Annotated in this window: 23 protein-coding genes; 6 read left to right on the forward strand and 17 right to left on the reverse strand. The window is 72.6% G+C overall.

Going from position 1 to position 22,676, the window contains the following annotated elements; all coding sequences use genetic code 11:
* Positions 1 to 1,182, forward strand: a 1,182-nt coding sequence (locus ACFTZL_RS16625; RefSeq protein WP_382582535.1) for a hypothetical protein, incomplete at its 5' end; no start/stop codon positions are given.
* Positions 1,183 to 1,251: 69 nt separating this feature from the next.
* Here the strand turns inward: ACFTZL_RS16625 and ACFTZL_RS16630 are convergent.
* The 4 genes from ACFTZL_RS16630 to ACFTZL_RS16645 all read right to left on the reverse strand — a co-directional run bounded on the left by ACFTZL_RS16630 (position 1,252) and on the right by ACFTZL_RS16645 (position 5,491).
* Positions 1,252 to 2,814: a protein kinase gene (locus ACFTZL_RS16630; RefSeq protein WP_382582538.1), complete on the reverse strand. Its 1,563-nt coding sequence runs from the start codon at positions 2,812 to 2,814 to the stop codon at positions 1,252 to 1,254.
* Entirely contained in the window at positions 2,811 to 3,614 is an 804-nt protein-coding gene (locus tag ACFTZL_RS16635) for a serine/threonine protein kinase (protein ID WP_382582541.1), read from the reverse strand. The genes ACFTZL_RS16630 and ACFTZL_RS16635 overlap by 4 nt, the downstream gene beginning before the upstream one ends.
* Before the next feature lie 86 nt (positions 3,615 to 3,700).
* Positions 3,701 to 4,438, reverse strand: coding sequence for a class I SAM-dependent methyltransferase (locus tag ACFTZL_RS16640; protein ID WP_382582544.1), 738 nt, complete (start codon positions 4,436 to 4,438; stop codon positions 3,701 to 3,703).
* Positions 4,439 to 4,504: 66 nt separating this feature from the next.
* Complete coding sequence (locus ACFTZL_RS16645; RefSeq protein ID WP_382582547.1) at positions 4,505 to 5,491, reverse strand: hypothetical protein; 987 nt, start codon at positions 5,489 to 5,491, stop codon at positions 4,505 to 4,507.
* A gap of 373 nt (positions 5,492 to 5,864) precedes the next feature.
* Here ACFTZL_RS16645 and ACFTZL_RS16650 point away from each other — a divergent pair, with 373 nt between their 5' ends.
* The 3 genes from ACFTZL_RS16650 (at position 5,865) to ACFTZL_RS16660 (ending at position 7,606) form a co-directional block, all read left to right on the forward strand.
* On the forward strand, positions 5,865 to 6,314 hold the full coding sequence (locus tag ACFTZL_RS16650; protein ID WP_382582550.1) for a spore-associated protein: 450 nt from the start codon (positions 5,865 to 5,867) through the stop codon (positions 6,312 to 6,314).
* Between the two features lie 230 nt (positions 6,315 to 6,544).
* On the forward strand, positions 6,545 to 7,324 hold the full coding sequence (locus tag ACFTZL_RS16655) for a restriction endonuclease (RefSeq protein ID WP_382582553.1): 780 nt from the start codon (positions 6,545 to 6,547) through the stop codon (positions 7,322 to 7,324).
* 156 nt (positions 7,325 to 7,480) lie between these two features.
* On the forward strand, positions 7,481 to 7,606 hold the full coding sequence (locus ACFTZL_RS16660; protein ID WP_382582556.1) for a hypothetical protein: 126 nt from the start codon (positions 7,481 to 7,483) through the stop codon (positions 7,604 to 7,606).
* Here ACFTZL_RS16660 and ACFTZL_RS16665 read toward each other — a convergent pair.
* A complete protein-coding gene (locus ACFTZL_RS16665) occupies positions 7,590 to 8,510 on the reverse strand; it encodes a DMT family transporter (protein WP_382582559.1) in 921 nt (306 codons plus the stop codon). The genes ACFTZL_RS16660 and ACFTZL_RS16665 overlap by 17 nt on opposite strands.
* Positions 8,511 to 8,578: 68 nt before the next feature.
* Here ACFTZL_RS16665 and ACFTZL_RS16670 point away from each other — a divergent pair, with 68 nt between their 5' ends.
* Together ACFTZL_RS16670 and ACFTZL_RS16675 are read left to right on the forward strand one after the other, a co-directional pair.
* A complete protein-coding gene (locus ACFTZL_RS16670; protein ID WP_382582562.1) occupies positions 8,579 to 9,433 on the forward strand; it encodes a LysR family transcriptional regulator in 855 nt (284 codons plus the stop codon).
* A 152-nt stretch (positions 9,434 to 9,585) separates the two neighbouring features.
* Positions 9,586 to 10,407 (forward strand): lipase family protein, encoded by an 822-nt coding sequence (locus ACFTZL_RS16675; RefSeq protein ID WP_382582565.1) that lies wholly within the window; start codon positions 9,586 to 9,588, stop codon positions 10,405 to 10,407.
* A gap of 31 nt (positions 10,408 to 10,438) precedes the next feature.
* Here the strand turns inward: ACFTZL_RS16675 and fabG are convergent, their stop codons facing one another.
* The 12 genes from fabG to ACFTZL_RS16735 all read right to left on the reverse strand — a co-directional run bounded on the left by fabG (position 10,439) and on the right by ACFTZL_RS16735 (position 22,295).
* On the reverse strand, positions 10,439 to 11,158 hold the full coding sequence (gene fabG, locus ACFTZL_RS16680; RefSeq protein WP_382582568.1) for a 3-oxoacyl-ACP reductase FabG: 720 nt from the start codon (positions 11,156 to 11,158) through the stop codon (positions 10,439 to 10,441).
* Between the two features lie 38 nt (positions 11,159 to 11,196).
* Positions 11,197 to 12,783, reverse strand: coding sequence for an MFS transporter (locus tag ACFTZL_RS16685; protein ID WP_382582571.1), 1,587 nt, complete (start codon positions 12,781 to 12,783; stop codon positions 11,197 to 11,199).
* Positions 12,780 to 13,697, reverse strand: coding sequence for an NAD-dependent epimerase/dehydratase family protein (locus tag ACFTZL_RS16690; protein WP_382582574.1), 918 nt, complete (start codon positions 13,695 to 13,697; stop codon positions 12,780 to 12,782). Before ACFTZL_RS16690 ends, ACFTZL_RS16685 begins: the two co-directional genes overlap by 4 nt.
* A 3-nt stretch (positions 13,698 to 13,700) precedes the next feature.
* The gene (locus tag ACFTZL_RS16695) at positions 13,701 to 14,231 is read right to left on the reverse strand and encodes a hypothetical protein (RefSeq protein WP_382582577.1); all 531 of its coding nucleotides are present in this window, start codon (positions 14,229 to 14,231) and stop codon (positions 13,701 to 13,703) included.
* Positions 14,228 to 15,889: a class I adenylate-forming enzyme family protein gene (locus ACFTZL_RS16700; RefSeq protein WP_382582580.1), complete on the reverse strand. Its 1,662-nt coding sequence runs from the start codon at positions 15,887 to 15,889 to the stop codon at positions 14,228 to 14,230. Before ACFTZL_RS16700 ends, ACFTZL_RS16695 begins: the two co-directional genes overlap by 4 nt.
* Entirely contained in the window at positions 15,876 to 16,688 is an 813-nt protein-coding gene (locus tag ACFTZL_RS16705) for a hypothetical protein (RefSeq protein WP_382582583.1), read from the reverse strand. The genes ACFTZL_RS16700 and ACFTZL_RS16705 overlap by 14 nt, the downstream gene beginning before the upstream one ends.
* Positions 16,685 to 18,217 (reverse strand): beta-ketoacyl-[acyl-carrier-protein] synthase family protein, encoded by a 1,533-nt coding sequence (locus tag ACFTZL_RS16710; RefSeq protein WP_382582586.1) that lies wholly within the window; start codon positions 18,215 to 18,217, stop codon positions 16,685 to 16,687. Before ACFTZL_RS16710 ends, ACFTZL_RS16705 begins: the two co-directional genes overlap by 4 nt.
* On the reverse strand, positions 18,207 to 18,497 hold the full coding sequence (locus ACFTZL_RS16715) for an acyl carrier protein (protein ID WP_382582589.1): 291 nt from the start codon (positions 18,495 to 18,497) through the stop codon (positions 18,207 to 18,209). The genes ACFTZL_RS16710 and ACFTZL_RS16715 overlap by 11 nt, the downstream gene beginning before the upstream one ends.
* Entirely contained in the window at positions 18,494 to 18,769 is a 276-nt protein-coding gene (locus ACFTZL_RS16720) for an acyl carrier protein (protein WP_031105264.1), read from the reverse strand. Before ACFTZL_RS16720 ends, ACFTZL_RS16715 begins: the two co-directional genes overlap by 4 nt.
* A gap of 80 nt (positions 18,770 to 18,849) precedes the next feature.
* Complete coding sequence (locus tag ACFTZL_RS16725; RefSeq protein ID WP_382582593.1) at positions 18,850 to 20,262, reverse strand: class I adenylate-forming enzyme family protein; 1,413 nt, start codon at positions 20,260 to 20,262, stop codon at positions 18,850 to 18,852.
* A gap of 6 nt (positions 20,263 to 20,268) precedes the next feature.
* Complete coding sequence (locus ACFTZL_RS16730) at positions 20,269 to 21,483, reverse strand: 3-dehydroquinate synthase II family protein (protein ID WP_382582596.1); 1,215 nt, start codon at positions 21,481 to 21,483, stop codon at positions 20,269 to 20,271.
* Positions 21,480 to 22,295, reverse strand: coding sequence for a 2-amino-3,7-dideoxy-D-threo-hept-6-ulosonate synthase (locus ACFTZL_RS16735; protein ID WP_382582599.1), 816 nt, complete (start codon positions 22,293 to 22,295; stop codon positions 21,480 to 21,482). The genes ACFTZL_RS16730 and ACFTZL_RS16735 overlap by 4 nt, the downstream gene beginning before the upstream one ends.
* Positions 22,296 to 22,676 lie beyond the last annotated feature (381 nt).

The raw sequence follows: 22,676 nt of genomic DNA on the forward strand, positions 1-22,676 counted from the left end.
CTCCTGCGCGGCGCCGCCGCGCTCGCGACCGTCGTCACGATCGTGTCGCTTCCGGGCGGCGCGACGGCGGTTCCCCGGCCGGCCACGGCCGTTCAGGCCGGCCGCAGCGCCGAGGCCGTCCAGATCCCGGACGGTGTCACCGCGGGGGTCGCGGTCTTCGACCGCCGCACCGGCACCTTCACCGAACAGGTCGACGAGAGCGCGCGGTTCCGGTCCGCCTCGGTCGTCAAACTGCTGCTGGCCCTGGACTTCCTGTGGGACCGCGGGCCCGACTACACCGTCCCCGAGGCCGACCGGGCCCGGCTGGAGCCGATGCTGCGCAGCAGTTGGGACGATGCCGCGGACCACTACTGGTCGAATTACGGCGGCTCGGCGATCATCGACCGGATGTCCGCCCGGCTGGGCCTGCGCGACACCGCGCCACCGCCCGCCGGGTACGAGGGCTACTGGGGCTACACCGCCCTGTCGGCCCGCGACACCGTGGCGATCTACCGCTACCTCCTGGACAAGGCGCCCGCGCCCGTCCATGACTTCGTCATGGGCAATCTGCGCCGCTCCACGCGCTGCGCCTCGGACCGTTTCGACCAGCACTTCGGGGTCGCCGGGTCGTTCGAGCGTCCCTGGGCGGTGAAGCAGGGCTGGTCCGGGAAGTACGCGAAGGGGACGTGCGGCGCGTCGGGAACGACGGCCGCTGCGGAACCGGCCGCCGCTCCCGCAGCGAAGGCCGCCACGAAGGCCGCCGCGGCCGTGGATCTCACCCGTCCCGCGCTGCACACCACCGGCACGGTGGGCGCGGACGACCGGACGATCGTGGCCGTGCTGACGCTGCATCCGGTCGGGACGTCGTACGGGAAGGCCTACACCGACCTCGGCCGGCTGATCCGCTCGCTGAACGTGCCGGGCGGGGTGCGGCCCTCCGGGGCGTGGTTCGGCACCTGGGGCGAGTTCGTGAACGTCCGCAAGGGTCCGGCCACGGGCGATGCCCGGGTCACGCAACTCCCGGCCGGGGTCGAGGTGCTGGTGGGCTGTCAGGTCCGGGGCCAGGTGGTCAGCGTGCCGCCCTACACCAACGAGTGGTGGGCCTACTTGCCCCAGTACGGGGGCTACATCTCCAACATCTACATCAGCTCGCCGGACAACCGGCTGCCGAACGTCCCGGAGTGCGGCTCGGCGCGGCCGTGACGGGAACGGGGGACGAGCGGTGGGCGGGGCCCTGACGGGTCCGGCCCACCGCTCGCGCGGGCCCGGGGGTCAGCGCTCGTAGGCGTCGAGGTAGCGCAGCACCTTGTCCACGTGGGGCCGGACCCGAGCCGGGACGCCGCCCTCCTCGATGACCGTGCGGTCACTGGTGCGGTAGCCGGCCGCGACCAGCGCGGGAAGGTCCTTCTTCGGCAGCCCGGCCTGTTTGAAGCGCTGGTCGAGCCAGCACACGTACAGGCTCATCGTGGCGATCGCGTCGGGCGGCGACATGTGGTCCTTGTCGCCGTCGCCGTCCCCGTCCACGGCCCAGGCGCGGAACACCGACGGGGTCCACATGGCGACGCCGTACTCGTCGCTCTCCGGGCGGGACGCGTTCGTGTCGAAGCCGCTCTCCGCCTTGATCAGCGCGGCGAGCAGGACGGGCGTGATCTCCTCGTCGGTGCAGCGGTGGGCGGCGCGGGCGATGACGGGGCGCAGCGCCTCGGGTACGTCGGAGTCCGCGGGTATCTCACCCGGCACCGGTCTGCGCGCGCCGGTGGCGGTGGCGGAGACACCGCCGTCACGGTCGTCGTCCCGCGTGCCGACGCCTCCGCCGAGCAGTGCCACCGCGGCGACCGCTCCGGCGGTGAGGACGACGAATCCGGCCGCGAGGGCCGGCACCAGGCGTCGCCGGCGGCGGGGCGGACCGCCGGTGATGTCCTCGATCCGGGCGGCGATGTCGCGCGCGGTGTGCGGGAGGCGGGTGGTGTGGTCCGGTGCCAGGCAGTCGGCGATCAGCCGGCGCATGTCGTCGCCGAGGCCGGCGTCGAGGCGCAGGGGTGCGGTGCCGCGCGCGTAGGTCTGGGCGGCGAGCGAGCGGGCCCGGGCCGTCGCGCCCGCGAAGGGGTGGAGTCCGCCGGTGAGCACCTGGTGGGCGAGGACGCCGAAGGCCCAGATGTCGGCGGTGGGCCGGACGACGGCGCCCTGAGTGCCGGTGCGCTGGGACCACCACTCGGGCGGCAGATGGTCGAGCGTGCCGAGCGGCGGCAGATGGGCGTGGGTGCCGTCGAGTTCGGTGGCCAGCCCGAAGTCCGCCAGCCACACCTGCCCGCCCGGGCCCAGCAGGACGTTGGCGGGTTTGAGGTCGCCGTGCACCCAGCCGGCGTCGTGCATATGGGCCAGTCCGGCGGCGACTCCCCGCAGGACGCGTTCGGCGCCGTCGATCGGCCGGCCGTTCCCGGCGGCGTCCAGTACGTCCTTCAGGCTCGCCTCCGCCCGGTCCATCACCAGCGCGATCGCACCGTCCAGGGTGGGCAGCTCCGGGGCCTCGACCGTGCACACGGCGTGGGTCCGGACGAGGTGGGGGTGGTCGGCCTCGGCGCTGAAGCGGACCTCGCGTGCCACGAGTTCGCCGAGCGCGGCGCGCTGGCCGGGGCCCAGGGCACCGGTCGGCAGCACCTTCACCGCCACGGGCGTTCCGTCGGCGACCGTACGGGCCTCGTACACGGTCCCCCAGCCGCCGGAGCCGATGACCGCGCCCACCTCCCAGCCCTCGATCCGGAACCCCTCGGGCAGGCGCGGGCGGGGCGCTTCGAGGTCGTCGTCCTGGGGGTCCTGGGCGTCGGATGTCGTCATGCGCCGGCCTCCTGCGGAGCGAGGCGGCCGACGCTGCGGGGCGGCAGCAGGCCGAGGTGCTCTTCGCGCACCAGACCGAAGCGCAGGGCGACCGAGGCGAGCCGGGTGCGCTTGGCACCGGTGCGGCCGCCGTCGGCTCCGGCCGCGGTCTCCTCGCCCAGGTCCAGGCGCAGTTTGGCGAAGGCGAGGTAGTCGATGTGGTAGTTGACCGCGGAGCGGGTCAGGTCCCGGCAGGACTCCAGCGGACGCAGCCGCTCCACGATCTGTCCGACGCCGGGCAGCGCCGAGTCGGAGGGATCGCGCAGCCGGGGCTCGCACAGGGCCACCAGGACGAGGAAGTACTTGGACGTGGGGTCCAGGGCGAAGGGGTGGACGGTCTGTTCCCCGCCGCCCGGAAAAGACCGCTCGCCGAGGTAGGCGTGCTGGGGTGCGAACACCTTGAAGGCGGCGTTGCCGGACAGGGCCGGGAGCACCACGCGGGAGAACTCGAAGGGCACGGGCGCACCGAGGCGCCCGGGGGCGACGGTGAGGTACTCGCCGGCTCCCTCCAGGTTCTCCACGACGTACGACACGCTGCGGCTGAAGTTGGACAGCCGCCAGTAGTCCCCGGCCGCCTCGAGCTGCCCGGCGCGGCGGGAGATGCCGGGGTCGGCCAGGGTGATGCGCACCCCGGTGCCGCCGGGCATGCCGCGTCCGAAGTCGGCGATGTCCCCGGGCCCCAGGTGGATCAGTTCGGGACTGCCCGTCTCGTCCGCACTCCACTGTGCGGGACCGGGCAACTGCACGATGATCGTTTCCACAACGGATTCCCCCGATGCTGAGCCCCCGATTTGGTCGCGAGGATTGTACGGGCGGATTCCGGTTGCGCAGAGCCGGCGGGGCCGTCTCAGTGGGCGGTTTCCGGACGTCGTGCGACGAACACGAACTCCCTCCCGGGCCGGTCGGGCGCGTCGCGTACGTCCTCCACCACGAAGCCCCGCGCGACGAGTTCCGCCTCGACCCCCTGCCGCTCGCGGAAGCGCAGGGTCGACTCCGAGGACAGCACCTGTCCGTCCACGGCGAACCGATAGACCTGACGGAACGTCACCAACGGGCCGGACACGTCGAGCAGTTCGACCCAGTACTCGACGGCGCCGGCACCGGGGACGTCCGTCACGGCATAGGTGGCCTCGCGATTCCACTCCTCCCAGGCACGGCGGGCCGGGATCCGGGTCTCGAAGACCAGGCGACCGCCCGGCCGCAGAGCCGCCCGGACCCCTCGCAGGAAAGCGCGCCAGTCCTCGGGGCCGGTGATCGCCTGGGCGGCGTTGCCCGTCATCGTCGCGAGGTCGGCGGCCAAGGGCGGCAGGGTCGTCGCATCGCCGTGGATCCACCGCACCCGCTCGCCGCCCGGCTTGCCGCGCGCCACGTCCAGGGACGCCCCGGCGGGATCGACGCCGACGACCCGGACACCGCGTGCGGCCAGGCGCAGCGCGAACACGCCTGTCCCGCAGCCGATGTCGAGCACCCGACGCGCCCCGAACTCCTCCGTCATGCGCAGATACGGGTCGAGGTCGCCGCGGTCGGGGTCGAGCGGGTCGTAGGCCGCGGCGAGCCGCGGATGCCGGAAGCACTCGTCAGCCATGCGCCCGAAGGTACGAAGAGCGGGCCGCGGGCGGGCCCCGGTTTTCGGCGACCGCCCTCTCGTCACTCAGCCCAGGCAGATGACGAGCAGGCAGAGCTCCTTCGACTTCGAGTCGTCCGAGTTCGAGCCCGAGCCCGAGTTCGAGGGAGAGGTCGGCGTGGGGCTCGCCGCCGGCGGGGGTGTCGTGGGGTCCGAGGGCTGCTGCGTGTCCGCACCGGTGTCGCTCGCTGGCGGCGTCGTCCGCTCGGTGCCCTTCGACGTGGACGTACCGGCGTTGCCGGTGACCGTGTCGACGGTGCTCGGGACGCTGGTCCGCTGCCGCGGGGTCGTCAGCGGCAGCTCGCGGGGCGTGGCGGCCGCGTCCGTCCGCGGGTCCGCCGGCGTGGTGCGGGGAGCGGCGGTCCGGGGCTGCTCACGGTGCGGGGCCTTGCCGGTTGCCGGCCCCGTGGGCGTGGAACGCGGGGTGTCGCGCTGGGTCGACGTCGGTTCGCCGTACGTCGGTGCCTCTCCCCCGGCGCCGCCCATGGTCGTGTCCTCCGGCGCCGTGGCCGCCTGGACACCGGGCGTCGAGTCCCCCTTCATGGCGGCGACGGTCAGACCGCCTCCGACGAGCGCGACGGCGGTCGCCACCACGGCCCGGCGCTGGTTCTTCCTCCAGCGGGCCATCTGACGACGCCGGGCCGCCCGCCCCTGCTGCGGGACCTGGTAGTCGTCGGCCGCGGCGGCGTCGGCGGTCCCGTGGCCGTCGGACGGGTTCGTGTCCGGTATCTCGTGGCCACCGGCCGGGTCCGTGGCCGGGGTCTCGCGGACTCCGAACGGCCCGGTGTACGCGAGGTGGAGTTCCCGCGTGCGGGCCCGGTTCTCGTCCCACACGGTCCGGTCGTCCCACACGTTCCCGTCACGCCACGCCAGGGGCGCGGCCGGGGACACCCCCCCGGCAGGGCCGGTACGGCCGTCGGCGGCGGAGGGGTCGATGTCCGGGGCGTAGGCGCCGCACCCCGGGCAGACCAAGGCGCCGTTGAGGTGCCGACGGCACGAGGAGCAGTAGTCCATGTGTGGTCTTCCCGATCTGGCTGGCTGTGTCGGCGGCGCGCCGGCCGCAGCCTGGTCACGTTCGCGCATGGGATCGAGCCGTAACGCTAACGAGACTTTGAAAGGGCCGTGTGCAGCCTGTGTGACACCCCTGCGCAGATCCTCTGGACCTCGCGTGTGCCATAAGTGACCCGTGAGTAAAGCCGGAAGGACCTGGGCACACTCAGGCACCCGTCGGCGAGGCTTCCGGCCCGGCCGCCCCCACGGACCGGATTCTCGCTCGCGCTCTCCACATCTCGCCTGAATTTCCTGTGAGTTGGCGCACAACCCTTTGGATCCCCTGCGGGTCACACCATGCAGGAGCAACCACCTCGAAGAGTTGCAAGGGGGAAATATGAGATTCACCCGTTCCGTCCTGGCCGCGTCCGCCGTGGCGGCGCTGTCGCTGGGGACCATGACCGCCCTGGCGTCGCCCGCCTCCGCCGCACCCAACACCACTCCGCAGAAGGTCTGCGGAAGCGGCTACAAGACCGTGAACTCGGCGGCCGTGGGCTCGCTCGGCACGATCTATCTCACGTACAACGCGTCCAACGGACACAACTGCGTCACGACCATCCGCAACAACCCGGGGACCGCCGTGGACATGTCCGCGTACATCTGGGTCCCCGACACCGAGGAAGGCGACTCGGACGCGGGGCTCTTCAAGTCGTACGCCGGACCGTCCTACGTCCGCGGCAAGGGCCACTGCGTCGACTGGGGCGGCAGCATCTCCAACGTGTACGTCCAGGTGGTCGGCTCCAACTGCGGCTCCCTGAAGGAACACCGGACCACGTTCACCCGCTGACCCCCCTCCAGCCGGGTCACCACACCCCTGCCGCGCGTGCGCGGGGGACCGTGGTGGCCCGGTTCTTCACGCAGCCCCTTGCCTCAGGCCGCGACCCGCGCGAACGTACTCGCCGTCTTGGGGGGAACCCCCGCGCGTGTCCGGAGGCTGAAGTTCCCGCGGGTGGCGGGCCCTGATCTTGGGCACACGGTGGAAATGATCTTCCCGCCGGCCCCATCAGGGGGTATGCCGTGACCGCACCTGTGCGTCGTACACCGCCTGCGAACCGTCGGCACGGGTTCGACCTGCGCTCGACCGCCCTGTTCTTCGTCCTGCTCGCTGTAGTCGTCACCGTCCTGAGCCTCACGGCTCGCATGGTGGCCGACGCTGTCGAGCGGCGTCCCGCTTGGGTGTTTGCCCTGGTCGCTGTAGGTGTCGCGGGCTTCGTGGGCCTGCGGCGCCGGGTGCATGTGGCGAGGGCGGCACGCCGGGCCGCAGCAGCGCTCGACGAAGCGGCGAGGGAGGCGGCCGACGAGCTGGAGACTCCCGCGATTCCCCATCAGCGCCCGGCCGCTGAGGCCACCGCCGACTACGACACCCTGACGCCCGAGGAGTTCGAGGAGGCGATCGCCGCCCTCTGCGAACGCGACGGCTGCTCTGCCGTCGACGTCGCGGGAGGCGCCGGCGACCTGGGCGCCGACGTCGTGGCCGTGACCCCCGACGGGCACCGGGTCGTCATCCAGTGCAAGCACTACGGCGACACCCACTCGGTCGGCTCCCAGGATCTTCAGCGCTTCGGCGGCACGTGCTTCACCATCCACGAGGCCGATATCGCCGTCCTGGTCACCACAAGCGACTTCACCAGGCCGGCGCTGGAGTACGCCGACCAGTGCGGGATCGTATGCGTGGACCGGGAGATCCTCCGGTCATGGACGGACGGCACCGGCCCCCGGCCATGGGAGGCCGCCGCCGTGGCAGGAGAGGCAGCGGGATGGGGAACGGCAGGCGCCGAGACGCAGGTTCAGCAGTGAGGCGAGCCAGGAACGCGTGACACGGGACGGTCCCGGCACGCACCTCCCGACGCATGCCTCATCCAGCCCCCATCCAGCCCGCCCCACGCGTCGCGGGGCGGGCTTTTGCCGTGTGGGCGGCAACCTGCGCATTCACCCGACCCCCGCGCCACCCTCATGGTCGGCGACAACCCGGTGCGCGACGGCGCCGCCACCGCCTGCGGTCTGCGCGCCTACGTCCTCCCGGCCGAACACCGCACCGGCGACCGGGGCCTGGCCGCGGTCCTCAGGTGCGTGACGTGAGAATGCTGAGCGCGTTGGCGGCCACGATGGCCGCGACGGCGGCCGACTCGATCCAGCCCAGGTCCTGACCGAGGACGATCCAGCCGACCACGGCGGCCAGCACGGGGTTGACGCTCATGAAGAGCCCGAAGACCCGGGCCGGGACGCGGCGCAGGGTGACGAGGTCCGCCAGATAGGGGACGGCCGAGGACAGGACTCCGGCCACGAGGGCATAGGCCACGGACCCCGCGGTCGGCGGACGGGCGACGACGAGGACGATGCCGACCGGCAGGAACATCAGAGCGGAGACTCCGGCCGCGGCGGCCGAACCCTGCACCCCGGGGATGCGCCGGCCGACGGTGCGATTGAGCAGGATGTACGACGCCCAGCAGACGGCGGCCAGCAGTCCGAGGCCCATTCCCAGATAGTCGGTGGAGGGCTGCGGCCGCATCAGGGTGACGACGCCTGCCGCGGCGATCAGCGCGCAGCACGCGTCCGTACGGCGGCGTGAGCCGGCGAGGGCGATGCTCAGGGGCCCGAGGAATTCGAGGGTCACCGCGAGGCCGAGGCCGATGCGGTCGATGGCGCTGTACAGGGACAGGTTCATCGTCCCGAACACCAGGGCCAGCAGCAGGACCGGCCACCACTGCCGCTTGGTGAAGGTACGCATACGGGGGCGGCCGACGGCCAGCAGGACGATCGCGGCCACGTACTGGCGTACGGCGACGACACCGAGCGGTCCGAGGACGGGGAAGGCCAGGGAACCGATCGCGGCGCCGGTCTGGTTGGACAGACCGCTGCCGAACATGGTGACCACACCGGCCAGGCGCTTTCCGCCGGGGTCCGGGGCGCCGAGGTCCGGAGCGGAGGACGCCACGACAGTGCCCTGCGCGGGTGCCGGCGTCGGTGCGGAGGCTGCGTGCATGACCCGATCCTGAGACGACCCGGGGGTTGCGCAAAATGCATCCTGGGCTCCGTCTATACGCTGGAGTCATGGATGTGGAGCTGCGGCAGTTGCGCTGTCTCGTCGCGATCGTCGACGAGGGCAGCTTCACCGACGCCGCCATCGCGCTCGGGGTGTCCCAGGCCGCCGTCTCCCGCACGCTGGCCTCCCTCGAACGCGCCCTCGGGGTACGGCTGTTGCGGCGGACCTCCCGTGCGGTGAGTCCGACCGGAACGGGGCTGCGCGTGCTGGGGCATGCCCGGCGTGTGCTCGGCGAGGTGGACGACCTGGTCCAGGAGGCCACCTCGGGTCATGCCTCCTTGCGGGTCGGCTACGCCTGGTCGGCCGTGGGCCGCCACACGCTGGCCTTTCAGCGCCGCTGGGCCGCGATGCGCCCGGAGACGGAGCTGCGGCTCGTCCGCGTCAACTCCGCCACCGCCGGGCTCGCGGAGGGGGCCTGCGACCTGGCCGTGGTCCGCAGGCCGCTGGACGACCGCCGCTTCGACTCCGCCATCGTGGGCCTGGAACGGCGCTTGTGCGCCATGGCGTCCGACGACCCCTTGGCCCGGCGCCGCTCCGTGCGACTCGCCGACATCGGCGGACGCACGCTGCTGATCGACCGGCGGACCGGCACCACCACGACACAGCTTTGGCCACCGGACTCCCGTCCGGCGACCCAGGCCACGCACGACGTCGACGACTGGCTGACCTCGATCTCGCTGGGCCGCTGTGTGGGCATGACGGCCGAGTCGACCGCACACCAGTACCCGCGCCCCGGCATCGTCTACCGGCCGGTGCGCGACGCCGAGCCGATCGCGGTGCGCCTCGCCTGGTGGCGGGACGAACCGCACCCGGCCGCCCAGGCCGCGCTCGAACTGCTCACGACGCTGTACGGCACGGGCTGACCCGGCGGTCCGTCCGGGTGACTACGGGGCGCGCTGCCGCGGGTGCGGCCGTCCACCCGCGATAGGACGGGGCTGCCCCTTCCGCCACCTCAGGGTGCCGTTTCCGCGGCTCGGTCAGCCGCCGTGCGCCGCACCCGGGAAAGGACCCGCTGGTGTCCGCGCCCCACAGCATCGACCACTCCGTCACCGGATACAGCCTTCAGCAGGCCTACTGGATGGCCAAGGCGTCCGACCTGGCCTACAAGGACCGGGCCACCATCGAGCAGCAGGCGCGGCAGTGGGGGTTCAACCGGGTGCTCCATCACGAGACGCGGTTCACGCCGCCGTTTCCGCTGGAGGACACCCAGGCGTACACGATGGCCAGTGACAGGATGATCATCATCGGTTTCCGCGGCACGGAACCGGTGCAGATCCGCGACTGGCTCACGGACGCCGTCACGCCGCCCGTACCGGGCCCGGCAGGCACCGGATACATCCACCACGGCTTCGGCGAGGCCCTGGAGTCGATCTTCCCCACGGTCCGGGACGGGCTCGCGGGCCTGCGCGACCGGGAGCAGTCGGTCTGGTTCACCGGCCACAGCCTGGGCGGGGCGCTCGCCATGCTGGCCGGCTGCCGGATGTACCTGGAGGAGCCGCAGCTTCGGGCCGACGGCGTCTATACCTTCGGCCAGCCCCGTACCTGCGACCGGCTGCTCGCCAAGGCCTGCAACAAGGGCTTCAAGGACCGGCTCTACCGGTTCGTCAACAACAACGACATCGTCCCGCAGATGCCTCCGGAGCCGGCCTTCACCCACGTCGAGGCCCTGCGGTACATCGACTCCCACGGCAAGGTGCACACCACAGTGCCCCTGGTCACCGGGTTCGCCGACCGCGTCGGCGGCATGACCGCCGACGCCTTCGCCCCGGCGAGCGACGGCGTGCGCGACCACTTCATGAACAACTACGTCGTGGCCCTCGAACGCAACCTGGCCTGAACCGTGGGGATACCGGACGCCGGCCCCGCCCTCAGTGCCCCAGCCCGGCGCCGCCGTCGACCGGGACGACGGCGCCGCGCACATACCCGGCACCGGCCAGGAAGGCCACCGCGTCGGCGACCTCCTCGGGGCGGGCGAGGCGTCCGGCCGGGGTCCGGCGCAGCAGATCCTCGCGCTGCCGGGCGGTGAGGGCGCGGCTCATGTCCGACTCGGTGAGGCCGGGCGCCACCACGTTGCAGGTGATGTCCCTGGGGCCGAGCTCATGGGTCAGCGACCGTGCGAATCCGACGAGCCCGGCCTTCGCCGCCGCGTAGTTGGTCTGCCCGGGGGCGCCGTGCAGCGCCGCCGTGGAGGAGACCAGCACGATCCGGCCGTGGCCCGCGCGGAGCATCCCGCGCACGGCTCGCCGGGCGACCCGGAAGGCGCCCGTGAGGTTGGTGTCGATGACGGAGGTGAAGTCGGCGTCGCTCATCCGCACCAGCAGGCGGTCGTTGGCGACGCCCGCGCCCGCGACCAGGACGGTGACCGGACCGTGGGCCGCCTCGGTCTCCGTGAAGGCGCGGTCCACCTGATGGCTGTCCGTCACATCGCACCATACGGCGAGGAAGCCCTCGGAGGCGGGCGGCTCCTCGCCTCTGAAGGTCACCGCCACCCGGTCTCCCGCCGCGGCGAAGCGGCGGGCTATGGCCAGCCCGATCCCCCTGTTTCCCCCGGTGACGAAGACCGAACGGGCCGTTGCCTGCGCCGGCATGTTTTCCCTCTCCTGTCCTGCTCCGGTGCTGTGGCCCCTCACGTGGACTCCACCGGTTCGTCCCGAGCCCCTCGCTCCGGGACGTTCCGCGGTCGCGGTGCTCGTGTCCGCAGCCCCACGACGGCCACCGCGCATCCGACGAGGGCCAGTGCGGCGACGGCGAGGGTGGCGGCGTACATCGCGTCGAGGAAGGCCCGGTCGGCCGTGGCCGCCAGTTCGGGCAGGCGCAGTGAACCGGCCACTGAGCGGGCCGCCTCGGCGGAGCCCCGGGCCCGTTCCTCGGCGGCCGGGGACAACCCCTGTGCGGTGCCGGGCAGTTCGGCGTCCGACATCCGCTCCCGGTACACGCCGGAGAGGATCGAACCGGCCATCGCCACCCCGAGCGTTCCGCCGACCTGCCGGGTGACGCTGTTGACGGCCGAGCCGGCGCCCGCGAGATGCGGTGGCACCCCGCTCATCATCGCGGCGGTGACCGGCGTTCCGACCAGGCCCATCCCGAAGCCCTGGATCCACAGCAGCGCGACGATGATCCCGACCGGGGTCTGCCCGTCGAGCCAGGCGTAGGCGACGTAGGTGGCCGCCGTGGCCAGGACGCCGGCCGCGACCGTCCACCGGGCCGACAGCAGCCTGCTCAGTGCCGGGGACGCCTGACTGCCCAGGACGATGCCGACCGCGGCGGCGATCATCACGGTGCCGGCCTCGGCAGGGGAGAGCCCACGGGGCCCCTGGAGATAGAAGGCCGCGTAGAACAGGTGCCCGGCCAAGGCCATGAACGCGATCAGCAGCACCACGCTCCCGGCCGCGAACCCGGGCTGCCGGAAGAGCCGCAGATCCAGGCTGGGCGCCGGGGATCTGCGCTGACCGGCCACGAAGGCGAAGAGCAGGGCGCCGCCCAGGGCCAGCGGGAGGAGGACGCGCGGCCCGTACCAGGCCTGTCCGTCGCCGGCTTCGATGATCCCGTAGACCACGCCGCCGAGGCCGAGCACCGACAGGGCGAGGCCCGGGAGATCGAGCGGTCTGCGCCGGGGACCCTTCAACTCGGGTACGACGGTGGCGACTCCGGCCAGGCACAGGGCGACGATCGGCACGTTGACCAGGAACACCGACCCCCACCAGTAGTTGCTGAGCAGCGCCCCGCCCACCACCGGGCCGACGGCCACGCCCAGACCGCTGGAAGAGCTCCAGATCGCGATCGCCCGGGTACGTTTCGCCTCCGGGGTGCTCTGCACGATCACCGACAGGGTCGCCGGCATCAGCAGCGCGCTGCCCGCGCCCATGAAGGCGCGCGCCACGACCAGCCACGCCGGGCTCCCCGCGAACGCACCGGCGGCGGAGGCCGCGCCGAACAGCGCCAGTCCGGCGAGCAGGGTGGCCCGGGGGCCGAACCGGTCGGCCAGCGCGCCGCCCGCGAAGAGGCCGCCGGCGAAGACGAGGGTGTAGGCGCTCGCCACCCACTCCAGTTCGGCGGGCGTCGCGCCCAGGCCCTCGTCCGGGTCGGCCAGGGTGGTGACGGCGACGTTGAGGATCGAGGTGTCCAGCCAGATCAGCATCTGGGCGCAGACCACGACCAGGAGGACGGCCCCCGGCCGCGACGGGACGGCCGCCTGCTCGCCGGGCCCGGTCATCGCGTCCCCAGCCCGTCGCGCCAGCCCGGCCGCAGCGGCTTCCAGCCCAGCGTCGTACGCGCCCGGTCGTTGGACGCGCCCCGCGCCGCGGTGAGCTGATGGGCGGTGAACCAGCCGAGCAGCCGGGGCGCCATCGCCGCCGGAACCGTGCGAGGGGCGGGGGCGCCCAGCGCACGGGCGTAGCGCGGCAGCCACTCGGCGGCCGGGGCCGGTTCGTCGTCCGTGATGTGGAGGACCCCGGTGGCCTCCGACTCGACGGCCGCCACGGCCGCTCCCACGGCGTCCTCCACATGCAGGAACGAGGTGATCCCCGCCCCGCCCTCGGGCAGCGGCAGCTTCCCGGCCAGCACGCGCTGACCCGTTCCGCCGGTACGGGCGTATGCGGTGCCGGGGCCGTACAGGGTGCCGTACCTGAGGACCAGGCCGCTCAGGCCCGCCGCGCTCGACACCAGCCGTTCCAGCTCGGCGACGGCCCGTACGGTGGCGGCCCAGCCGGGGTCCGGGGCGTCCACGTACAGCGGTGCGTCCTCGTCGAGGACCGGATCCGCGGCCGGGGCCGCGGCGAAGGCGATGGACTGCGCGACCAGTCGCCGCGCACCCGCCGCCCGGGCCGCCTCGACCAGGTGGGCGGTGCCCTCGGTGCGCAGCCGCGCGGTCTGCGCGAAGGCGCCCGCGGGATCGTCGCGCAGCAGCCGCAGCGCCGTCATCTGGTGAACGACGACGTCGGGCCGGGCGGCCGCGACCGCCGGCAGCAGGGACGCGCGGTCGAGTGCGTCGGCGACCACGGCCTCGTCCGCGTCCGGGGTCCGGGAGGTGTCCCGTACCAGTGCGCTCACATGGTGCCCGCGCGCCCGCAGGGCGCCCACCAGCGGATGTCCGACCACGCCGGAGGCACCGGCGACAAGTACCCGCACCGCTCAGCCCTCCGTACCCGGGGCGACCCGCATCAGCAGGCGGCACGCCTTGTCGCCGTCGCGCAGACAGCTCTCGGCCCGGTTCTCGGTCAGGGTCACGCCGAGCCCCTCGGACCAGCCCGCGTGGATGTCGGTGCAGGGGCACCGGTAGCCCTCCAGCGAACCGGCCATCCGCACCATGGTGATGGCGAAGTTCCGCCGCAGCGTGAGGACGATTCTGTCGTCGCCCTCCACCTCGGTGGAGGCGTTGCGCAGTTCCGGCGGGAACATGCGGTCACCGCACTCGTCGTACCGGCGGCGCAGTTCGTCCAGGTCCTTGCCGGTGTCACCGCTGTCGGGCAGCGGGCCCGACCGGCGGGCGACGCGCTGCCCGACGTGCACGGCCACCTTGCGCATCGCCTCCGCGTTGATCTCGTTCGCGGTCTCCTGTCCGAAGCGCCCGGCCACCCCCTGGTACCAGTGGGCGTCGTGCTGCCACCACAGTCGGTACGCGTCCACCGTCTGAGCGCGGTGGTTGGTCTCGTCGTTGCTCACACGTGCCCCCTGGCGGCGAACCGGTCGCGCATCACGCGTTTGAGGACCTTGCCCGTGGCGCCCTTGGGCACCTCGTCGGGTTCCATCCGCAGAGCCCGGGCCACCAGGGGGAATTGGGCGGCCGCCAGGACCGCGTTGACCCGCTCGGTCCACGCCTCGCCGTCGCCGGCAGGGGCGTCGTCGTCCGCGAGCTGGAGCAGCGCGTACGCCTCGGCCTCTCCCCCGCCGTCCCAGTCCGCCCGTACGCCCTCGGGGGCCACCCCGACGACCGTGCAGTCGGCCAGTTCGGGCAGCTCCCGCAGGAGCAGTTCCTCGGTCCGGGTGCTGAACAGGATCCCGTCGCGGGTCCGGATCGCGTCCGGCGCCCGGTCGAGGTGGTAGAAGTTGCCGTCCTCGTCCTGGTGGGCGAGATCCCCGGTGAGCCAGTAGCCGCCCAGTCGCAGCCGGTTCCAGGTCAGCGAGTCGTTCCAGTAACCGGGCGTGAGCGTCGGCGACTTCAGGCCGAGGCGGCCGATCCGCCCCGGCGGCAGCGGGGTGCCGTCCTCGGCGAGCACGGCGGCCTCGGCGAAGCTGATCGGCTTGCCGACGCAGCGCGAGTAGGCCGAGGTGTCCTTGGTGTGCCGGTTGTGGAAGACGGAGTAGCCCGCTTCGGACGAGCCGAGCCCGTCCACGAAGACGGAGCCCTCGACCCGCGTGCGCCGCAGATCGCGCCCGATCCTCTCGTGGCTGCCGTACCGCACCAGCACCCGGATGTGCGCCTCGTGCGCCGCGTCCCCGGTGTTGAACCACACCTGGACACTGTCCAGTCGGCGATTCGCCAGATCCTGTACGGCCATCTCGCCGAAGGTCCCGGCGAAGGCCAGCACCGTGGTCGGCCGGAACTCCTCGATGGCGTCCAGCACAGCGGTACCGCGCCGGCTGGAGAGCAGCTTGATGTCCGTGCGGAGCAGCAGGCAGTACAGCAATGTCGCCACCATGGCGTTGTGCGCGCCCGGCAGCCCGACCAGGGTGCGCTCCATGTCGGTCCCGGTGGAGTAGCGCAGCCGGTGCACCTGCGCGTACATCAACGTCCGGTGGGTGTGCGGAACGCCCTTGGGCATGCCGGTGGTTCCGGACGAGTGCGAGATGAGCACCGGGTCGGTGGGGTCGTGCCGGTACGGGTACGAGGGCGGCAGGGCCGCGCGGTGCCCGGGCCGGATGCCGGCGGCGGTGACGCAGAAGCCGAGCCCCGATCCTGAGAGCACCGCGTGGTGCTCCCGGTCCGTGAAGGCGCCCACCGCCCCCTGTCCGCGTACGTACTCCCGGGCGGTCTCCGGGGCCAGGTCGCCGTTGACGAACGAGGGGATCGCGCCGAGGGACGTCAGCGCCAGGAAGTTCACCGCGAACTCGGCGCTGGAGTGGGAGTGCACGGCGACCGGGTCGCGGGGCCGCACCCCTCGGGCGGCGTACCAGCCCGCGTAGGTCTCGACGGCCTCGATCAGCTTCCCGAGCGTCAGCACCCGCGGACGGCTGCCGTCCGGCGCCTGCCAGTTGCCGTCCGTCCGCAGCACCGGCTCGTCGAGCGGGCGGCCGTACGCCGTCAGGCGCTCCAGGACGTTGCCGGCGCCCAGTTCGGTGTCGGAGCAGATTTGGGCGCGCTCCTGCCTACTGATGAGCATGGGTCTCCGTCTCCTTCTTCCTTGCCTCGGAGTCGGCCGTGAGGACGAATGCGGGCGCCTGCGGCCCCGTCACCAGGAGGTGGCTGCCGCCGTCCCGGGACAGCCGGCGGTGGGCGGCGGCCAGATCGAAGAGGCCCTGGATGCTTCCGGGGCAGGCGGCGGTCCCGGTGTCACGGTCGTGCGTCTCGTCCGCCCGGACCGTGGCGGGGGCCCCGGCGCCGGGACGGGCGAGCAGCAGCGCCGCCGCCATACCGGCGTTCGCGGGAAGGCCCGCCAACGGGTGGTCGCCGACGGCCAGTTCCCGGTACACGGCGGCCGCCCGCTCACCGCCGCCCAGCTCCACGCCCAGCACCAGCACCCGGTCCAGTTCCGGGTCCTCCAGCAGGAGATCCGCCATGGCCAGCAGTTCGGCCAGCGCGTCGTCGAGGGTGCAGAGGCTGAACATCTGTCCGGTGATCCCGAACTCCCGGCTCATGTGGCCCAGTACGGAGTTGGGGGTGGCCTGCATGAACAGCAGCGGGTTGTGGACCCGACCGGCGACCATACGGCGGCTGGCCAGGTCCGCGGTGGTCGTGTCGCCCATCAGGCCGGCCAGCGCCACGGCGGTCCGGGAGCCTACCCCAGGCCGTTCCGTCAGGCACTGCCTGACGACCTCGTACGCCAGCGGGCTGAACGCCGACTCCACGAAGCCGGGCAGCCTCGGCAGCGCGATGTCATCCGGGCGCCCGGTGCCGTGGGTCGCGGTGGCGCTCGCCAGGATGCCGAGGGGGGAGCGCGGTACGGGCTTGTCCGTCGTCACGGCCGCTCCAGCACGAGTGCGGTGTTGGCGCCCCCGAAGGCGGCGTTGATGGTGAGGGCCCGGCGTGGGTCGGCCCGGCGCGGCCGGTTCGGCACGTAGTCGAGGTCGCACTCCGGGTCGGGCCGGGTGAACCCGGCGGTCGGCGGCAGCACACCGTCCGTCAGGGCCAGCATCGTGATGACGAACTCCACGATGCCCGCCGCCTCCAGGAGGTGCCCGGTGGTGCTCTTGGTCGAGCTCACCGGGATCGAATCGGCCCGCTCGGCGAGGGCGGCGCGCAGCCCCCGGGTCTCGGCGCCATCGTTGTACCGGGTGCCGGTGCCGTGGGCGTTGACATAGCCGAGGGCCGCTCCGTTCGGGTCGCCGGCCAGCCGCAGCGCCTGCCGTGCGGCCTGGGCCAGGCCGGCCCCCTCCGGATGCGGCTGGGCGATGTGGTGGGCGTCCGTCGCCGCGCCCCAGCCCGGCACGGACGCCAGCGGCCGAGCACCGCGCCGCCGGGCGTGCTCGGCGGACTCCAGTACGACGGCCGCGACTCCGTCGCCGAGCAGCAGCCCGCTGCGGTCGGCGCTGAACGGGCGCACCATGCCGTCACGGGAGAGGGCCCGGCCGGAGTCGAACTTGCCGAAGGTCTCCTCCTCCACGAGGTATCCGCCCGCGCAGACCGCCACGTCGATCCGGCCGGAGGAGATCAGCCGGCAGGCGTGGATGATCGCGGCGGCGGAGGCGACACAGGCGTTGGTGAAGGTGAGCCGGGGCCCGGTCACCCCGAGGTGACCGGCCAGCAACTCGGCGAGCCGCGCGGGCACGGCATCGGCGAGCCGCGCCGCGCCTCCACCCGGCTCGGCACCGGGACTGCCCGTAGGTACGACGCCCCCGCTCCGGCCGGCGCCTTCACCGGCAGCACCGTTCCGAACAACGCTCCCGTTCCGGCCCACGTCCTCGCCCGCAACGCCGCTCGGGACCTCCCCGGCCACGCCCGCACCCGGGACGCCGTTCGGGCCAACGCCCACGTTCCGGCCCGCGCCCTCACCGGCAGCACCGTTCCGGGCAACGCCCCCGTTCCGGCCCACGTCCTCGCCCGCAACGCCGCTCGGGACCATGTCCCCGGCCACGCCCGCACCCGGGACGCCGTTCGGAACAACGGCCGCCTCCCCGTCCGCATCCGTTCCGGGCCGCCGCACCGATACCGACGTGGCCGCCTCCGGCCGGCTCCGCCAGTACCGGGTGACGCTGGTGTGGTCGCCGGCGACTCCGAGCAGGATCGCCGCCTCCGTGCCCGGGCCGAGGCCGGCCATGTCGAGGGCTTCCGTTCCGCATCGGGCGAGTGCGTGGCGCAGCGCCCAGTCCTCGATCGCGTCGGGTCCGTCGGGGGCGGCGGCAGCCATGGGCGTGCGGTACGGGCCGGTGTCGAAGCGCGTGGCGGGGCGGAACGCGGGGATCCCCGCGAAGACCCCGCGCCGCAGGGCATCGGCGCCCGTGCCGAACGCGGTACGTATGCCGAAGCCGGTGATCGTCACGTCACCGCTCATCCCGGCCGCTCCCTTCCGCCCGGGCCGTCTGTGCCGCGCGCAGGTATCCGGTGAGCCGCCGCAGTGAGGTCAGCCCGGCGATGTCCTCGTCGGTGGGCTCGACGACCAGGCCGTAGCGCTCCTCGACGACGTGGAGCAGCCACACCAGCCCGAGGGAGTCCAGCACCAGTTCGGCGTCCTCGCCGAGGTCGTCGGGCAGCCCCGGGAAGACCTTGCGGTCCGAGAGCAACTGCCGGACGGTGTCGGTGGTGATGAGGGACGGCGAGGCTTCCGTGCTCATGCCCGCGCACCGCGTCGGACGACCTCGGCGACGAGTCCGCCGAGGGTCAGGGAGGCCAGCGGCTCGATGTCGGTGTCCGGGATCTCCACGCCGAACCGGGACTCCAGCCGCATCGTGAGCTCGATCAGGCTGAGCGAGTCGACGTCCAGCCCGCCGACGGTCACCGGGCTGTCGTCGGTGATGCCCTCACGGCTGGTCAGGATGTTCATCTCGTCGATGACCGCGGTCAGGACGAACTCGCGGATCTCTTCTTCCAGGGTCGATGTGCTCATGGTCGGTGAACTCCAGTGAGAGGTACCGGTGGGGGAATCGGGAGAATCGTGCGGCTGGTGCTCGGGTGGCCGGGGCCGGCCTACGACGCACCGCTCGCCGCCGCCTGCAACGCCGCCGCCTGGCGCAGCAGCTTCCCGTTGGACGTCCGCGGCAGGGTCTCCAGCAGCCGGATCACCCGCGGCAGCTTGTAGCCGGCCAGCCGCTCCCGGCACCACCGCAGCAGTTCCTCCGCGGACGGGTGCTCGGCGTCGGCGGCCACCGCGACATACGCCTCGGTCACGCCCTCGTGGACCAGGACCGCCTGCTCGACCGCCGGATGCTCGCGGAGCACGTGCTCGACCTCCGTGAGATCCACCTTCAGACCGCCGATCACGACGAGCGAGTCGGCTCGGCCGTGCACGCTGACCGCCCCGGTGTCGTCCACGGTGGCCCGGTCCCGGGTGTGCAGCCAGCCGTCCGCGTACTGCGTACCGCCCGAGTCGAAGAGATACGGCGACTCGGCCAGCGCCACGTCCAGTTCGCCCCGGTACTGCCGTACCACCACGCCCGGTGCGGCCCGGCCGACCGAGGGCCGCAGCGCGCCGCCGACGTCGATGGCGACGATGCCGGTCTCGGTGGTGCCGTAGGCCTCGCCGACCGGGACGCCGTACCGTTCGGAGAACCGCGCCGCGGCCTGCGGGGGCATCAGTTCGCCGCCCGAGACCGCGATCCGCAGCTCGGGCAGGGCGGGCGGATCGAGGGCGGCCGCGAGCAGTTCGAAGTGCATCGGCACTCCGAACAGGGCGGTGACCCGGTGATCCACCGCGGTCCGCAGGATGTCGCGGGCGGAGACGCGGGGCGCGAACACCACGGAGACGCCGGCCGCCAGCGAGTACAGCAGCCCGCCGATCAGACCGAAGCTGTGGGCTGTCGAACTGAGCAGCAGCAGCCGGTCGCCCTCCCCCGGCATGCCGGGGACCGTGGCGAACGCGTCCACTTCGGCGGCGAGCGACCGGACGGTCCTGCCGATCACCTTCGGCCGTCCCGTGGAGCCCGAGCTGAACTGCACCAGCCGGTGCCCGGTGGCGGCCGCCCGGCCCGTCCTGCGGCACTCGGTGGTGACCTCGTACTCGGGCCGGAAGCCGAAGGCCGCCCGGACGTTGGACCCGGCGCCGACCAGGAACTGCGGCCGGCAGACCGCGCAGAGGGACTCCACCTCGGCCGGTTTGAGCCGGAAGTCGAGGAGCAGCACCTGGGCGCCGAGCCGCCACAGCGCGAGCAGCACCTCCACCTGGGTGAAGCTGGGCGGTGTCCGCAGACCCACGGTGCTGCCCGGGCCGATGCCGTATCCGGCGAACACGGCGGCCTGTTTGGCCACCCGCTCACGTAACTTCGCGCGGCTGACCGTCTCCTGTCGGTGTATCAGGAACGGCAGGCCGTCGTCCCGGGCGTCGAACAGTCGCTGGACGAGGGAGCCCATCGAGTCGGCCGTGTCCGGTGCGAGTTCGCCCATGAGGCCTCAGACCTCCTTGCAGAACTCGCCGATGGGCAGGCCGACATGGCGCTTGTCCGTGGCCAGGTAGCCGAGCAGTTCGTCACCGGTCCGCAGTTCGGTGACGTTGAGGACCTTCCCGCCCGGGCCGAGCACCCGTACGTGCCAGTCGTCCTGCACGGTCAGGCTGACCAGCCGCCCGTCCTCGGCGTGGGTGCGGATCTCCAGCAGCGGCCGGGACTCCAGCTTGGCGCGGCCGACCACGACCCGCCGGGTGCGGCCGTCGGCGCCGACCGCCAGCAGGACGCTGCCGGAGCCCACCTCGCTCAGGTAGTTGGTGCGGTTGTCCGGTCCGAGCGTGTACGAGTGCAGGGCCCCGGCGTTGACCCGGAACGGCCGGGTCGGCATGTACGGCAGCGGATGGGTCTCGCTGCAGCACAGGACGAAGCCGGAGGAGTACGAGCCGACGAGGATGCCCTCGTCCTCCTCGAAGTGGGAGCAGGTGTCCACGCAGACCCGGTCGCCGAGTCCGACGTGCCGGATGCTCTCCACGGTCAGCGTGGACAGCTCCAACTGGGGTGTACTGGCCTGCAGCAGCCGTGCCAGCGCGAACACCTCGTCGGCGCTGCGGGGCGTGAACAGGATGCCGTCCGAGCCGCGCTCCAGCACGTCGAAGACGATCGCGGCCTCCTCCAGGCCGTCGACGACGGTCACCAGCTTGCCCTCGGCGGACTCGGCCGCGGCGAGCACGATCTCCAGCGGGATCTTGGTCGGGTCGGCGAAGTGGATGACGGTGTACGGCAGCTTCATGGCACCCGCGCACGAAAGCTGAAGCGTGCGGTCGTCCCGTACGTCGACGATGCCGGCGGCGGGTGTGCCACCGGCGGCGCGGTTGCCGGCGGCGAGGGCGTCCAGCTCGTCCTCGGTGCCGAACCTCCGCAGCAGGACGTCGATTCCGGTGCCGGCCGGGGAGCCTCCGGACCCGGCCGGGGACCCGGCGTCGGCGGTGCCCTTCGCCTCCTTGGCGCCGGTACCCTTCCCCTCCTTGTCACCGGGCTTCTTCGCGGCCGCCGGGACCCGGCCCTCGGGTGCCAGCACCCGGGTGACGGTCGGGGGCAGCGTCGCGAGCAGCTCGGCATCGGCGGCCACCACCCCGCCCATCCGGGCGTGGACGGCCGCGTCCACCACCGCCTGGAGCTGCCCGCCCGGGACTTCCCGCAGATCGATCCATGCGAACCTCATGCGACTCCTGCCACGAATGTCGAGGGACTGGTCATGCTCATGCCATGCGAAGCACCGTCGCCGTGCACGACCGCGGAGAGGCGGGACACCAGCGCGGCGGGCGAGGGGGCCGAGAAGATCCGGCGGCCGACGGCCAGTCCCCGGCAGCCGGTGGCCATCACGGCGGTGCCGTACTCGACGAGGTCGGAGCCGTCCGGCGGACCGCCCGCCGCGAGGACGGGAATGGGGCTGCCCTCCACCACCTCCGCCATCCGCTCGACCGGCAGGGCGACGGAGGTCTTCACCATGTCAGCGCCCAGGTCCGCCGCGACGTTGGCCAGGTGCGCCAGGAGGACGGGATCGCGCGGGTCCTCGATCCGGGGGCCGCGAGGGTAGACCATCGCGATCAGCGGCATGCCCCACGCGTCGCAGGAACGGGCCACCGCCCCCAGGTCGGAGAGTTGCCGTGCTTCGGTGTCCGAGCCGATGTTCACATGGACGCTGACCGCGTCCGCGCCGAGCCGCAGGGCCTCCTCGACATCGGCGACCAGCACCTTGGCGTGGACGTCGGCGGAGCAGGCGGTGCTGGCGCTCAGGTGCACCACCAGCGCGCAGTTCTTGAGGATGTCCGGCGCGAAGGCGCGGGCGCGTCCCTTGTGGACGATGACCCCATCGGCCCCGCCGTCCACCAGCGCCCGGAGCAGGTCGTCCCACTTGCCGGCGGGGACGATCGGGCCGTCCGAAACGCTGTGATCGAGGGGAACGAGCAGATGCCGGCCGTCACCCGCCAGCGAAAGTCTTCTCAAGCGTAATAACTTGCCGGTTTTCAGCATGGGCAATACGCCTTCCCAGCCGGTGGCCGCATTAAAGTCCGAAAAACGATGGTCGTAGAACTTTCAAGTTGCGCCGTTGCGAGCATTTCCCGTGCGGCGGCCGGTTGGCAAGGTGCGATCACCGGTCAATTTTTATGCGCGCCCGGGAATTAATATTGACAGCAATGTGACAGGTGCAGCGGGATTGACGACCGCATGGGGTGCTGTTCGTTGCACTCTATGCGCGTTGGTGCGGTCTGACCCCGCCCGTGGCCGCATCGGGCGCTTTGTTGTGGATGTCACGTGTAAATGCACGGCTATTCATCCGCGACCCAGCAGTCTCGTTCGGTAATTCGGACGAGGCGCGATTTCCTTGAGGCTTCCTTGTCGAATTCGAAATTC

Origin of the sequence: Streptomyces sp. NPDC056948, from assembly GCF_042674225.1 — a bacterium.
GTDB classification, from domain to species: domain Bacteria; phylum Actinomycetota; class Actinomycetes; order Streptomycetales; family Streptomycetaceae; genus Streptomyces; species Streptomyces purpurascens.

Bases quoted from the DNA above. Each gene is read 5' to 3' on its own strand.
- ACFTZL_RS16660 (WP_382582556.1), top strand. From the start codon at position 7,481: ATGGTCGGCGACAACCCGGTGCGCGACGGCGCCGCCACCGCCTGCGGT.
- ACFTZL_RS16710 (WP_382582586.1), bottom strand. From the start codon at position 18,217: ATGAGCGGTGACGTGACGATCACCGGCTTCGGCATACGTACCGCGTTC.
- ACFTZL_RS16700 (WP_382582580.1), bottom strand. From the start codon at position 15,889: ATGCTCATCAGTAGGCAGGAGCGCGCCCAAATCTGCTCCGACACCGAA.
- ACFTZL_RS16650 (WP_382582550.1), top strand. From the start codon at position 5,865: ATGAGATTCACCCGTTCCGTCCTGGCCGCGTCCGCCGTGGCGGCGCTG.
- ACFTZL_RS16720 (WP_031105264.1), bottom strand. From the start codon at position 18,769: ATGAGCACATCGACCCTGGAAGAAGAGATCCGCGAGTTCGTCCTGACC.
- ACFTZL_RS16640 (WP_382582544.1), bottom strand. From the start codon at position 4,438: ATGGCTGACGAGTGCTTCCGGCATCCGCGGCTCGCCGCGGCCTACGAC.
- ACFTZL_RS16685 (WP_382582571.1), bottom strand. From the start codon at position 12,783: ATGACCGGGCCCGGCGAGCAGGCGGCCGTCCCGTCGCGGCCGGGGGCC.
- ACFTZL_RS16630 (WP_382582538.1), bottom strand. From the start codon at position 2,814: ATGACGACATCCGACGCCCAGGACCCCCAGGACGACGACCTCGAAGCG.
- ACFTZL_RS16670 (WP_382582562.1), top strand. From the start codon at position 8,579: ATGGATGTGGAGCTGCGGCAGTTGCGCTGTCTCGTCGCGATCGTCGAC.
- fabG (WP_382582568.1), bottom strand. From the start codon at position 11,158: ATGCCGGCGCAGGCAACGGCCCGTTCGGTCTTCGTCACCGGGGGAAAC.
- ACFTZL_RS16715 (WP_382582589.1), bottom strand. From the start codon at position 18,497: ATGAGCACGGAAGCCTCGCCGTCCCTCATCACCACCGACACCGTCCGG.
- ACFTZL_RS16735 (WP_382582599.1), bottom strand. From the start codon at position 22,295: ATGCTGAAAACCGGCAAGTTATTACGCTTGAGAAGACTTTCGCTGGCG.
- ACFTZL_RS16725 (WP_382582593.1), bottom strand. From the start codon at position 20,262: ATGGGCGAACTCGCACCGGACACGGCCGACTCGATGGGCTCCCTCGTC.
- ACFTZL_RS16730 (WP_382582596.1), bottom strand. From the start codon at position 21,483: ATGAGGTTCGCATGGATCGATCTGCGGGAAGTCCCGGGCGGGCAGCTC.
- ACFTZL_RS16645 (WP_382582547.1), bottom strand. From the start codon at position 5,491: ATGGACTACTGCTCCTCGTGCCGTCGGCACCTCAACGGCGCCTTGGTC.
- ACFTZL_RS16665 (WP_382582559.1), bottom strand. From the start codon at position 8,510: ATGCACGCAGCCTCCGCACCGACGCCGGCACCCGCGCAGGGCACTGTC.